15 protein-coding genes are annotated in these 12,066 nt (G+C 71.6%); 9 read left to right on the top strand and 6 right to left on the bottom strand.

What is annotated here, in order from left to right:
- Positions 1–167 precede the first annotated feature (167 nt).
- The gene (locus ACOJV7_RS12355; RefSeq protein WP_420190508.1) at positions 168–890 is read right to left on the bottom strand and encodes a VOC family protein; all 723 of its coding nucleotides are present in this window, start codon (positions 888–890) and stop codon (positions 168–170) included.
- A 145-nt stretch (positions 891–1,035) separates the two neighbouring features.
- On the opposite strand from ACOJV7_RS12355, the gene ACOJV7_RS12350 reads away from it, so the two are divergent.
- The 3 genes from ACOJV7_RS12350 (at position 1,036) to ACOJV7_RS12340 (ending at position 3,077) form a co-directional block, all read left to right on the top strand.
- Entirely contained in the window at positions 1,036–1,551 is a 516-nt protein-coding gene (locus tag ACOJV7_RS12350) for a putative immunity protein (RefSeq protein WP_420190507.1), read from the top strand.
- A gap of 33 nt (positions 1,552–1,584) precedes the next feature.
- The gene (locus ACOJV7_RS12345; protein WP_420190506.1) at positions 1,585–2,166 is read left to right on the top strand and encodes a GrpB family protein; all 582 of its coding nucleotides are present in this window, start codon (positions 1,585–1,587) and stop codon (positions 2,164–2,166) included.
- An 89-nt stretch (positions 2,167–2,255) separates the two neighbouring features.
- A complete protein-coding gene (locus ACOJV7_RS12340; RefSeq protein WP_420190505.1) occupies positions 2,256–3,077 on the top strand; it encodes a DUF72 domain-containing protein in 822 nt (273 codons plus the stop codon).
- A 13-nt stretch (positions 3,078–3,090) separates the two neighbouring features.
- On the opposite strand, the gene ACOJV7_RS12335 is transcribed toward ACOJV7_RS12340, so the two are convergent.
- A complete protein-coding gene (locus tag ACOJV7_RS12335) occupies positions 3,091–3,393 on the bottom strand; it encodes a hypothetical protein (protein ID WP_420190504.1) in 303 nt (100 codons plus the stop codon).
- A gap of 282 nt (positions 3,394–3,675) precedes the next feature.
- On the opposite strand from ACOJV7_RS12335, the gene ACOJV7_RS12330 reads away from it, so the two are divergent.
- The 5 genes from ACOJV7_RS12330 to ACOJV7_RS12310 all read left to right on the top strand — a co-directional run bounded on the left by ACOJV7_RS12330 (position 3,676) and on the right by ACOJV7_RS12310 (position 8,881).
- Entirely contained in the window at positions 3,676–4,071 is a 396-nt protein-coding gene (locus tag ACOJV7_RS12330) for a GNAT family N-acetyltransferase (RefSeq protein ID WP_420190503.1), read from the top strand.
- Positions 4,072–4,318: 247 nt separating this feature from the next.
- Positions 4,319–5,974 carry an NAD(P)/FAD-dependent oxidoreductase gene (locus ACOJV7_RS12325; RefSeq protein ID WP_420190502.1) on the top strand — a complete coding sequence of 552 codons (1,656 nt, stop codon included), beginning with the start codon at positions 4,319–4,321 and terminating at the stop codon, positions 5,972–5,974.
- Positions 5,974–7,362 (top strand): ATP-binding protein, encoded by a 1,389-nt coding sequence (locus ACOJV7_RS12320; RefSeq protein ID WP_420190501.1) that lies wholly within the window; start codon positions 5,974–5,976, stop codon positions 7,360–7,362. Before ACOJV7_RS12325 ends, ACOJV7_RS12320 begins: the two co-directional genes overlap by 1 nt.
- A gap of 21 nt (positions 7,363–7,383) precedes the next feature.
- Positions 7,384–7,914, top strand: a complete 531-nt coding sequence (locus ACOJV7_RS12315) for a nitroreductase family deazaflavin-dependent oxidoreductase (RefSeq protein ID WP_420190500.1) — start codon at positions 7,384–7,386, stop codon at positions 7,912–7,914.
- 154 nt (positions 7,915–8,068) lie between these two features.
- Positions 8,069–8,881 (top strand): M57 family metalloprotease, encoded by an 813-nt coding sequence (locus ACOJV7_RS12310; protein ID WP_420190499.1) that lies wholly within the window; start codon positions 8,069–8,071, stop codon positions 8,879–8,881.
- Between the two features lie 85 nt (positions 8,882–8,966).
- On the opposite strand, the gene ACOJV7_RS12305 is transcribed toward ACOJV7_RS12310, so the two are convergent.
- From ACOJV7_RS12305 to ACOJV7_RS12290, 4 genes are read right to left on the bottom strand one after another with little or no spacing between them, the layout of a single operon-like run.
- On the bottom strand, positions 8,967–9,785 hold the full coding sequence (locus tag ACOJV7_RS12305; protein ID WP_420190498.1) for a GNAT family N-acetyltransferase: 819 nt from the start codon (positions 9,783–9,785) through the stop codon (positions 8,967–8,969).
- Entirely contained in the window at positions 9,782–10,405 is a 624-nt protein-coding gene (locus tag ACOJV7_RS12300) for an L-threonylcarbamoyladenylate synthase (protein ID WP_420190497.1), read from the bottom strand. The genes ACOJV7_RS12305 and ACOJV7_RS12300 overlap by 4 nt, the downstream gene beginning before the upstream one ends.
- 3 nt (positions 10,406–10,408) lie before the next feature.
- Positions 10,409–10,870 carry an OsmC family protein gene (locus tag ACOJV7_RS12295; protein ID WP_420190496.1) on the bottom strand — a complete coding sequence of 154 codons (462 nt, stop codon included), beginning with the start codon at positions 10,868–10,870 and terminating at the stop codon, positions 10,409–10,411.
- Positions 10,867–11,412: a DUF1697 domain-containing protein gene (locus ACOJV7_RS12290; RefSeq protein WP_420190495.1), complete on the bottom strand. Its 546-nt coding sequence runs from the start codon at positions 11,410–11,412 to the stop codon at positions 10,867–10,869. The genes ACOJV7_RS12295 and ACOJV7_RS12290 overlap by 4 nt, the downstream gene beginning before the upstream one ends.
- Before the next feature lie 26 nt (positions 11,413–11,438).
- On the opposite strand from ACOJV7_RS12290, the gene ACOJV7_RS12285 reads away from it, so the two are divergent.
- Positions 11,439–12,047 (top strand): histidine phosphatase family protein, encoded by a 609-nt coding sequence (locus ACOJV7_RS12285; RefSeq protein ID WP_420190494.1) that lies wholly within the window; start codon positions 11,439–11,441, stop codon positions 12,045–12,047.
- Positions 12,048–12,066 lie beyond the last annotated feature (19 nt).

Here is a 12,066-nt window from a genome sequence, read left to right as displayed (position 1 = left end):
GACACGACCAGCCGCTTGCCACAAGGCCCCCTGTGCGCTATACCTTGGACATGGAGGGACGCTGCGGCGTCCCTCTCCTGCGTTGTGGCACAGCAGATCCCGGTGTCACCGGCCCCATCACGAGGGGTTCCCGAAGCGCCGACGACCGCCGACCGGGGGAGCGAGGCTCAGCCCACGAGGACCCGGAACTCGTTGCCGTCGGGGTCGACGAGGACCGACGCGCCGTCGGTGCGGTTCGCCTCCGTCTGCTCGATGGCGCCGAGCGCGACGAGCCTTCGCACCTCCGGTCCGAGGTCACCGGACGATGGCACCGAGAGCTCGAGGTGGAGGCGGTCGCGGCTGAGGCGAGGCATGAGGGGCGGCCCGCTCCACGTGATCTTCGAGCCTCCCGTCGGGGACTGGATGGCGGTCTCCTCGTCCTGGTCCCACACGAGAGGCCAGCCGAGGACCTCGCTCCAGAAGACCCCCAGCGCGTGCGACCCGTCGCAGTTGATGCCGCCGATGACGCCGGTGTCGGCGAGGAAGGAGTTCCCCGGCTCGATGACGCACAGCTCGTTGCCCTCGGGGTCCGCGAGGACCACGTGCCCGTCGTCCGCCGTCTGACCGATGTCGATGTGGCGGCCGCCGAGGGCCAGCGCCCGGTCGACCGTCGCGGTCATGTCGGCCTCGGACCGGCTCGTGAGGTCGAAGTGGATCCTGTTCGGGTCGCGCTTCGGGGTGTCGGCCCGTCGGAGCGTGAGCCGGTAGTCGGTGCCGTCGTGGGGGAGTGCGACCACCTCGTCGGACGCCTGTTCGTCGAGCTCCCAGCCGAGCACCCCGGCCCAGAACCGGCCGACGAGGACGGGCTCGGAGCACTCGATGCTGATGCCGCGGAACCGTGACGTCGCCATCCGGTCACCGTAGGCAGCCGACACCACGGCGGCAACGGGATTTCCTGCGGCTCACCGGTTCTCCGGCGTCCCCGCCAGCCGACGGCCGGACAGCTGACCATCGGGCGCATAGGGTGCGACCCGTGCGTGACGACGTGAGGCGATCGTGATCCTGCCGAAGGTGCGGGACCCGCGGCTCGTGACGATCCGTCGCGGTGGGACGCTCACCGACGACGACCACCGCCTGCTCGCGCTGTGGGCGGCGGACTGCGCCGAGCACGTCCTGCACCTCGTCGAGGCGGAGCGACCCGACGACCCCAGGCCGCGCACGGCGGTCGAGTCGGTGCGCGCCTGGACCCGGGGCGGGCTGGGCATGATGGCCTCACGTGCTGCTGGGGGACACGCCATGGGAGCGGCACGGGACCTCGTCGGGGCGGCCCGCCACGCGGCATACGCGGCAGGTCAGGCGGCCTGCGTCCCGCATGTCGCCGAGCACGACCTGGGCGCGGCTGCCTACGCGATCAGGGCGGTGCGGGCGACGGCGTCGGGCGACGAGGGGATCGTCCTCGGTCGCCAGGAGCTCACGTGGCAGCGCGACCGGCTGCCGGCGCAGGTGCGCGACCTCGTCCTTCAGGACATGGTCCGGCGCGACGACATCTGCTGGTCGGTCTTCAGCGCCTGAGCGCGGCTCCATGCGACCACTAGGGTGACGCACGTGGACGAGACGCAGCGGCCGGGCACGCGTCGTCGTGCCGACGTCACCGACCTCGAGCTCGTCGCTGGCGTCGAGAGGCGCGAGCTGCACCTCGTCGAGCCGGACCCGTCCTGGGCGGCCTGGTTCGCCGAGCACGAGACTCGACTGCGTGGCGCACTGGGCGCGACCGCCGTCAGCGTCGAGCACATCGGCTCGACGTCGGTGCCCGGTCTCGCGGCCAAGCCGATCCTCGACGTCCTCGTGACGGTGCCCGACATCACCGCCGACGAGGACTACGTCGACGCGCTCGTCGCCGTCGGCTACGTGCTGCGGGTGCGTGAGCCCGGCCACCGTCTCGTGCGAACCCCGGAGCGCGACGTCCACGTGCACATCCTCGAGGATGGAGACCCGGTGGCCGACGACTACCTGTTGCTGCGCGACCACCTGCGTGTCGACGCGGCCGACCGCCGGCTCTACGAGGACACGAAGCGCGACCTCGTCTCACGCGACTGGTCCGACATGAACGCCTACGCCGACGCGAAGACCGACGTCATCGAGGCGATCAAGGGACGTGCCCGCACGCGGCAACGGCACCCCTCCTGACCCCTTCGTAGAACGCCGATAATCGACATTATGTCAACCAACGGGAGCGCGGGCGTCCGTGCCGACCTCCCCCGCGCTACGTTCGACAGGTGATTCGCATCGGAGTGTCCGGCTGGCGGTATGCCGGGTGGCGCGGCGACTTCTACCCCCAGGGGCTGCGCCAGAAGGACGAGCTGGCGCACGTCGGTTCGCGGATGTCGAGCGTCGAGATCAACGGCTCGTTCTACTCGTTGCAGCGACCGACGTCCTATCAGCGCTGGCGTGCCTCCGTGCCGGACGACTTCGTCTTCGCCGTCAAGGGCAGCCGCTACGTCACGCACATGAAGCGGCTGCGTGACGTCGGGACGCCCTTGGCGAACTTCTTCGCGTCGGGTCCACTCGCCCTCGGGCCAGGGCTCGGACCGCTGCTCTGGCAGCTGCCGGAACGGCTCGTCTTCGACCGCGACACCGTCGCCGACTTCCTCGCACTACTCCCCCGCACGACGTCCGCCGCGGCCGACCTCGCGAGGAGACACGACGACCGGGTGCCCGCCGACCGCGCCTGGACGACGACCGACGTGGACAGGCCGCTCCGGTATGCCGTCGAGCCTCGCCATCCGTCGTGGGACACGTCCGCGACGCGGTCGCTGCTGTCGGAGCACGGTGTCGCCCTCGTCCACGCCGACACCGCGGGCCGGTTCCCCGAGATGGGCGACGGCACGGCCGACTTCCACTACGTCCGCCTCCATGGCGAGGAACGCCTGTATGCCGGCGGCTACAGCGACGCGACCCTCGACACGTGGGCGGAGCGGCTCACGGGTTGGGAGTCGTCGGGCGCGGACTCCTACGTCTACTTCGACAACGACATCGACGGCCGGGCGCCGTGGGACGCCGTGCGCCTCCTCGACCGGGTCGACGCGGCGCGGACCTGAGCCGGCGAGCCACTCAGCCCAGGCCCCGGTGCGCCGCCCACATCACGGCGGCACGGGTGGCCGCGGCGTCGACGAGGGCGGCGAGCTCGGGCCGGTCCGGGATCCTGAACGACGTGTAGCCGCCCCGGCCACCGGCGACTGGCCGTCCGTAGGCCTTCGCAGCGACGTGACCGTCCGGGAGCAACCGGATGTTGAGCGACGTGAGCTCGAACTCCTCTCCGCGCCTCGAGTCCCGCCACCTCAGGTCCTCCGGCACGGTGACGTTGATGGCGAGGGCGCTCACCTCGACGGCTGCCTCGTTCCCTGCCGGCTCCACGTCGTCCCCACTCCCCTGCGTCCCCATCACGTCACCTGCTCCCGCGCTGCCGGCTCGCGCGCGTCACGCCGTAGCCGGGGACGAACGCCTGTTCGAGGACCGCGCGCTGGTCCCTCGTGAGGCCGGTCATGGACGTCGGCGTCACGGGATGGGGCAGGGCGCGCCCTCGCAGCAGGGGCGGATCCAGCCGCACCCGTCGCAGCGCTCGTGCGAGGTCTCCCAACGCAGGAGATGTCCGCAGTTGGGACACGGTTCGGTGTGGTCGGCCATATCGTCAAGCCTATGGGCTGGACGGTGGTGCCCCTCGGACCCGACACGTGGGACGGCTTCGCCGACCTCGTCGACCGCAACAACGGCATCTTCGGCGGCTGCTGGTGCATCGGCTTCCACCTCGACCGCGCTGACGATGTCCCGAGCTACCGCGAGGCCAAGAGGGAACGCGTGCACTCCGACCGGGCCCACGCCGCCCTCGTCGTCGACGACGACGGGGCCGTGCAGGGGTGGGCCCAGTTCGGCGACGTAGCGGAGCTGCCGGGCATCAAGCACCGCCGGGCCTACGAGCAGGAGCCTCCGTCCGTCCCCGACTGGCGGATCACCTGCGTCTTCGTCGACAAGCGACACCGTGGCCGGGGTGTGGCCCGGCTGGCGGTCGAGGGCGCGGTCGACCTCATCGCGTAGGCCGGTGGCGGTCTCGTCGAGGCGATCCCGGAGCGGACCGAGGGTCGCGACGCCCCGGGCCGATTCCTCTTCAGCGCCACCCTCGAGCTCTTCGAGAGCTTGGGGTTCACCCCGGTCCGGCAGGTCGGCAAGCACGCATGGGTGGTCTCGCGCACGGTCGCCGGCTCTTCTCGCCAATGACCGGACGCCGGTCCGTCGCTGCGTGAATACTGGCTGCGTCTGCGCCTGCCCCCGGCCAGGAGGACCCATGGCGAAGCCCTCGATCCTCGCCGTCGACGACGACGTGGCGGTCGTCGGCGCCGTCGTGCGCGACCTGCGCGCCCGCTACGGGCAGGACTACCGCATCCTGCGGGCGACCCATGGCGCCGAGGCCCTCGAGATCCTCGCCGACCTCCTCCTCAAGGACCGGCCGGTCGCCGCCGTCGTCTCGGACCAGCGGATGCCCGGCATGACGGGCATCGAGGTCCTCAGCAAGGTGCGCGAGACGTTCCCGGACTGCAAGCTCGTGCTTCTCACGGCATACGCGGACACCGACGTCGCGATCGCGGCGATCAACGACATCGACCTCGACTACTACCTCATGAAGCCGTGGGACCCGCCGGACGAGCGGCTCTATCCCGTCCTCGACGGGCTGCTCGGCGACTGGCGGCGCGGCCATCCGGACCGGGACTCCGAGGTCCGCGTCGTCGGACACCGGTGGTCGGAGTCGACGCAGGCGGTGAAGTCCTTCCTCGCGCACAACCACGTGCCCTACCGCTGGCTCGAGGTCGGCCAGAGCGACGAGGCCGAGCGGCTCGTCGATGTGGCCGGCCCGGGTGAGGGCCAGCTGCCGCTCGTCACCCTGCCCGACGGCGCCTCGCTGTGGTCGCCCCGCACGGTCGAGCTCGCGGACGCGCTCGGGCTGCGGACGCGTGCCCGCCAGCCGCTCTACGACCTCTGCATCGTCGGGGCCGGGCCGGCCGGTCTCGCCGCGGCCGTCTACGCCGCCTCGGAAGGCCTAGAGACGGTCGTCGTCGAGCGCGATGCGCCCGGCGGGCAGGCGGGTCTCAGTGCGTCGATCGAGAACTACCTCGGCTTCCCCAAAGGGCTTTCCGGTGCCGACCTCGCCCACCGGGCAGTCGCGCAGGCGGCTCGGTTCGGGGCCGAGATGGTGCTCGCCCGCGACGTCGTCGGGTTCGAGACGAGGGGGCCCGTCCACGCCGTGCTGCTCGACGGGTCGAGCGACATCGAGGCGCGGGCGGTCCTCGTCGCGAGCGGGGTCTCCTACCGCCGGATCGACGCTCCCGGGCTCGACGACCACGTCGGCCGCGGGCTCTACTACGGCGCCACCGCGGGTGAGGCGAGCCAGACCGCGGGCGAGGACGTCTACCTCGTCGGGGCCGCGAACTCGGCCGGACAGGCGGCGCTCAACTTCGCCCTGCACGCCCGTCGGGTCGTCCTCCTCGTGCGAGGGAGCACCCTCGAGGCATCGATGTCGCAGTACCTCGTGACCCGCCTCAACGAGGCGCCCAACATCGAGGTCCGCCTCCGCACCGAGATCGTGGGGGCGAGCGGTGACGACCACCTGCGGTCCATCACCCTGGCCGACCGGGCGACCGGGGACGAGCAGGAGGTCGAGACGAGCTGGGTCTTCGTCTTCATCGGTGCGGCCCCACGCACCGACTGGCTCGGCGAGGCGATCGCCCGGGACGCACGCGGGTTCGTCCTCACCGGCCCGGAGCTGCCCGTGCCCGCCGAGGTCGGCTGGCCGCTCGAACGCAGCCCGCTCGCCCTCGAGACGAGCGTCCCGGGCGTCTTCGCCGCCGGTGACGTGCGCCTCGACAGCATGAAGCGGGTGGCCTCGGCCGTCGGTGAGGGAGCCATGGCCGTCCATCTCGTCCACCGCTACCTGGACACCGTCTGATGCTCGCCGAGGAGCTCCGAGCCGTCCCGCTCTTCGATGGCTTCACCGACGAGCAGATCCGCGAGCTCGCGCGCGCCGGTGAGGAGGTCCACTTCGACCCGGGCACCACGCTCTTCGACGAGGGCCGCCCGGCCGACGACTGGTGGCTGCTCCTCGACGGCAAGGTCGACCTCGTCCGCCGCATCGGGCACGAGGAGACGGTCATGGCGACGATGTCGCAGCGTGGCCAGTGGGCCGGAGGTTTCCGGGCCTGGGACGAGCACGGCGTCTACATGGGCAGCGGCCGCGTCATCGAGCCCACCCGGCTCTTCCGCCTGTCGTCGACGAGCCTCGGCGAGCACGGCGAGGTGTGGTTCCCCTTCGCCGTCCACCTCCTGCGCGGGCTCATCGGCACCGCGCGCCGGATCGAGCACAACGCGCGCCAGCGTGAGGCGCTCGTCTCTCTCGGAACTCTCGCCGCCGGGCTCGCCCACGAGATCAACAACCCGGCCTCGGCGGCGGTGCGGTCGGTGGGCGCGCTCCAGTCGAGCTGCGACGACCTGCTCGACTCGCTGCACCGGCTCGCGCTGAGGCCCATCACCGCTGCCGACTTCGTCGCGCTCGACGGCCTGCGACGCGCCCTCGACGATGCCGAGGTGCCGACCGGGGTGGCGCTCGGCGACCGCGAGGACGAGATCGCCGACTGGCTCTCCGAGCGCGGCGTCGACCGCGACTGGGTCCTCGCCCCCGTCCTCGCCGGCGCCGGAGCCGACCTCGGCTGGTGCGAGCGGGCCGAAACCGCCCTCCAGGACGACGGTGTGCTCCAGGACGGGCTCGACTGGGTGGTGAGCGCGGTGACGACGACCTCCCTCATCGCCGAGGCGCAGGACGCCACCCGGCGGGTCTCCGACCTCGTCTCCGCGGTGAAGTCCTACTCCCAGCTCGACCGGGCCACCGTGCAGGAGGTGCAGGTGACCGACGGGCTCGAGAGCACCCTCATGATCCTCGGCCACAAGCTGCGGGACGGCGTGGTGGTGCACCGGGACTACGGTCGCGACGTGCCGCCCGTCATGGCCGCACCCGGCGAGCTCAACCAGGTGTGGACCAACCTCATCGACAACGCGGTCGACGCGATGGACGGGTCGGGAACCCTGTGGGTGCGCACGTCCGCCGACCAGCACTCTGTCGTCGTGGAGATCGTCGACACCGGCTCCGGGCTCACCGACGAGGTGGCCGCCCACGCGTTCGACCCGTTCTTCACGACCAAGGACGTCGGCAAGGGCACGGGGCTCGGCCTCGACATCTCGCGGCGGATCGTCGTCGACAACCACGGCGGGGACATCTCCTTCGAGTCCCGCCCCGGCGAGACGGTCGTGCGCGTCCGGCTCCCCCGGCAGGCGACGACCTGACCCATGCGGGAGGGTGTGCCCATGAGCGACGACTCCCTGGTCCGCGCGCTGGGCTACGCCCACTCCCCCGGCAACGCCGTCCAGCGCGGCCTGCGGCGCGTCGCCGGGACGCGGTTCGGCGCCGCTGCCCTCTCGCGCACGCTGCGTCACGCCGACGGCATCGTCGGCCGGAGGACCCAGGGGCGGCACAGCGCCGCGAGCCTCGCCACCGGACTGTCGGTGCTCACCCTGACGACGACCGGTCGGCGCTCGGGGGTGGCGCGCACGAGCCCGCTCATCGCGACGCCACTCGGCGACGACCTCGCCCTCCTCGGCACGAACTTCGGGCAGTCGTCGACCCCGGCGTGGGCGCTCAACCTCGAAGCCAACCCGGAGTGCGTCGTGGGCTACCGCGGCCTCGAGGTGCCCGCGCTGGCGCGACACGCGACGCCGGAGGAGGCCGACGTGGTGTTCGACCTCGCGAGCCGGTCCTACGTCGGCTATGCGCACTACCGCGAGCGGATCGGCGACAGTCGCCGCATCCGGGTCTTCGTCCTCGCCCTCGCCCGCTGACCCGACCGCGGGAGCACAGCGTGGCGTGAGCCGTCGAGGAACTCTTGACCCGGCATACCAACTCTTGACCGTCGGGGAACCCGGCGTTGACCGGCACGTCCATACGTTGGCGGACGGCCGCTCACCGCGGCTGTCCCTGCCACCAGGAGTAGACATGTCGACGACCAGTCGCACCTTCGCCGTCCTCGCCGCGACCGCCCTCACCGGCGGTGCCATCTTCGCGGGCCAGGCCACGGCGGCCGAGGGCCAGGCGCCCACCTACGGCGAGTTCAAGGCCTCCACCTTCCAGGACCTCGATCGCAAGTACATCGTCAACGGTGACGAGCCCGTCGACACCGACGGCAAGCTGCGCCAGTTCTACGACGCGCTCGTCGCGCCGCAGCAGACGCAGGAGGACGGCCTCATCGTCAACACGGTGAGCGGCCGCGACGACAAGTGGTCGGCGACCCAGGCCCTCAACCTCACCTACTGCGTGTCGACGAAGTTCGGCGCCGACTACAGCCGCGTCGTGTCGGCGATGACGGCCGGCGTCGGCCAGTGGGAGGCGGCGACGAGCAAGGTGAACTTCACGCACGTCACGACGCAGGACGGCAGCTGCACCACGCGCAACACCTCGGTGCTGTTCTCCGTCGAGCCGACGAAGACGACGCAGTACATCGCGCGGGCCTTCTTCCCCAGCACGGCGAAGTCCGGCCGCAACGTCCTCGTCAACGCCAGCTCGCTCTACAACAGCGGCTCGTGGACCCCGTCGAACATCATGGCGCACGAGCTCGGCCACACCCTCGGCTTCCGCCACGAGCACACGCGACCCGAGGCCGGAACCTGCTTCGAGGACAACAACTGGCGTCCGCTCACGCCATACGACAGCGCGTCGATCATGCACTACCCCCAGTGCAACGGATCCTCCGATGACCTCAGCATGACCGAGAGCGACCGCCAGGGAGTGCGCGCGCTCTACGGCAGCTGAGAACAGCCTGCTCGCTTTCCTCCCGAGCAGGCCGCATCACCCCCACCGGCACCCAGGGGCTCCGAGCCGGTGGGGGTGACGTGCGTCAGGACGCGATCGGCAGGAGGTGCGCGCGCTCGGTCCCGATGGGCACGAACCCTTCCCGCAGCAGGAGCGGCAGCGAAGCCGTCCGTCGCGCCTTCGTGATCGCCGTGTGGCACCGTGCGGTCGCGGCGAGGTCGAGACGTGCGGCGAGCATCGCGGCATACACGCCTCGCCGTCGTGCGTGCGGCAGGACGGCCGCGCCGACGAGCGGGGCCACCTGCCACTCGAACCCGACGCTCGCGCGCCCCACCGGCTCGCCGTCGACCCAGCCGACGACCCACGCGCTCCTCGCGGCGTCGAGGTCGTCGAGCACCTCCGCGAGGTGGGCGTCCGGGTCGGGAGGGACCGGGTCGTCGAAGACCTCCGCGCCGATCCGCACGACCGCCTCGAGCCCTTCGGCGTCCCGCACGAGCGTGACCCGCACGCCGGGGGCGATCGGCGGGACCGACCCCTCGACGGCCCTCGCCACGCACACCTGGTCCTCGACCGTCGTCGCACCCGCGGCGACGACGAGCTCCTCGAGGCCCTCAGGAGTCGAGTCGTCGCGGAACCACCACTCGGCACTGCGCGCTCCGCGCGCCCGGAGGTATGCCGTGAGGTCGGCGAGCACGTCGGCGGGCTCGCGCTCGGAGTGGGTCCAGTGCACGACGAACGGGCGCTCCGGCTCGTCGGGGTGGTGGCTGACGAGGGCCTCGTCGTGGGTGAGGGTGACGTAGCCCCTGGCGGGGACGACGCCGTGGCGGGTCATCGCGTGCAGCACGTTCGCGGGGAACGGCGCGTCCCCGCTCGAGTCCCCGTCCACGCCCCCGCCGGTGCTCACGCCTCGAAGCGGCTCGGGTCGCCGGCTCCCTGCCGGACCACCTCTGGGACGTCGCCGGAGAGGTCGACGACGGTTGTCGGCTCGCTGCCGCACTCCCCCGAGTCGATGACGACGTCGACGACGTGGTCGAGCTCCTCCTTGACCTGCCAGCCGTCGGTCATCGGCTCGGTCTCGCCGGGGAGGATGAGGGTCGACGTGAGCATCGGCTCCCCCAGCTCGGCGAGCAGCGCGCGCACGACGGGGTGCTCGGGGATGCGGACCCCGACCGTGCGCTTCTTGGCGTGGAGGAGCTTACGCGGCACCTCACCGGTCGCGGGCAGGATGAACGTGTAGGGGCCCGGCGTCGAGGCCTTGACCGCCCGGAAGACCGCGTTGTCGACGTGGACGAACTGCCCGAGCTGGGCGAAGTCGGCACAGACGAGCGTGTAGTGGTGCTTGTCGTCGAGCCTGCGGATGTCTCGGATCCGGTCCTTGGCCGACTGGTTGCCGAGCGCCGCGCCCAGGGCGTAGCCGGAGTCGGTCGGGTAGGCGATGAGGCCTCCGTCGCGAAGGGTCTCGACGGCCTGCCGGATCGAGCGCGGCTGCGGGTCGACGGGGTGGACGTCGAGGTAGCGCGCCACCGCTCAGTCCTCCCGCATCGTCACGGGCGTGCCGATCTGGACGGTGCGGGACACGCTGCACAGCCGGTCGTGCGACTGGGCGATAGCCCGCGGCAGCATGTCCCGCGCGCGGTCCCCGTCGGCGCCCTCGGGGAACCGGACGCGGAAGGTGACCTCGAGGTCCTCGATGTGGTTGCCCTGCTCGTCACGGACCTTGGTGCCCGAGCTCGTCACGGTGAACTCGGTGGGCTCGGCCCGCTTGGCCGTGATGAAGTCGACGTCGACGGCGCTGCACCCGGCGATCGCCGTGAGGAGCAGCTCGACCGGCGTGAAGTCGTCCGTCTCCCCGGTGCCGATGTGGATCGTGCCGCCGCGCACGTTCGTCACGTCGAGCTCGCCGTGCCCCGTCCGCGTCATCGACACCGACCGGAACCCCGGGCCGGTGCCGCCGGTCTCGGGCTCCGTGCTCGTGCTGGGCTCGGTCATGTGGTGCTCCATTTCTCGTCGATGGCGCGCACGACCTTGATGTCGCGCATCGTCACTGCGGTGCCGGCCAGCTTCTCGAGCCGGGATCCGGTGAGCCGGACCTTGTCGAACGTCGTGTCGTACTCGAGGAGGAGGTCGCGCCCCACGACCCGGCAACGCTCCGGTGACTCCTCGTATGCCGTGAGCGCCTGTGCCGCGTCCTCGCTCACCTCACCCTTGGCGAAGGCGACGTAGCGCCGCCCACCCTGGCGGACGAGCTGCGGCACCTTCTCGCAGGCGGCGCGCAGGTCGGCCAGCTCGGCGGGCGAGCGGACGATCGTCGGCACCTCGAACCCTCGCCACTCCTCGAGCAGCCGCTCGATGGCCGCCTCGACCTTGGCCTGCGAGCGCATCGTCGACGTGACGGCGATGTTGCCGGTCTGGATGTGAGTGGCGACATCGGTGAAGCCTGCGTCGGCGAGCCGTTCGCGCAGCTCGGCCATCGGCACCTTGTGGTGCGGACCGAGGTTGATCGCCCGCAGGAAGGCGAGGTGGCGCGGCATACGGGGATCCTGCCAGAGTGACGACCATGACCGGCGCACCCACTGTCCCCGATGGCCACATCGTCCTCGTCCGCCACGGCAAGACGGAGTGGAGCGAGTCGGGGCAGCACACCGGGACGACCGACCTGCCCCTGACCGAGCAGGGTGAGGCAGACGCGGCGACGCTCGGTGAGCGGCTCTCCGGCTTCGACTTCGGGCTCGTCCTCTCGTCACCGATGCAGCGCGCGCTGCGGACCGCCGAGATCGCCGGGTTCAGTGACGTCGTGGTGGACCCCAACCTCGTCGAGTGGGACTACGGCGGCTACGAGGGACGCACGACCAAGGACATCCGCGCCGACCTCGGCTACGACTGGGCCGTCTTCGAGCACGGCGTCGTGTCGGGAGCCACCCCCGGCGAGACGGTGGAGGAGGTCGCGGCGAGGGCGTCGCGCGTGCTCCTCCGCGCTGCTCCGGTGCTGCAGGACCGCGATGTGCTCCTCTTCGGCCACGGGCACGCGCTGCGTGTCCTCGCGACCGTCTTCCTGCGCGAGCAGCCCCGCTTCGCCGCCAAGCTGCTGCTCGATGCCGGGTCCGTGAGCGTGCTCGAGTACGAGCGCGAGCAGCCGGCGATCAAGCTCTGGAACAGCCTGGGCTGAGGCCGGTCACCGGCCGCCC

This window comes from Knoellia tibetensis (assembly GCF_048606415.1).
Taxonomy (GTDB): Bacteria; Actinomycetota; Actinomycetes; order Actinomycetales; family Dermatophilaceae; genus Knoellia; species Knoellia tibetensis.
Note: the sequence above shows the minus strand (reverse complement) of the source record. Positions and strands in the feature narration are given on the sequence as shown.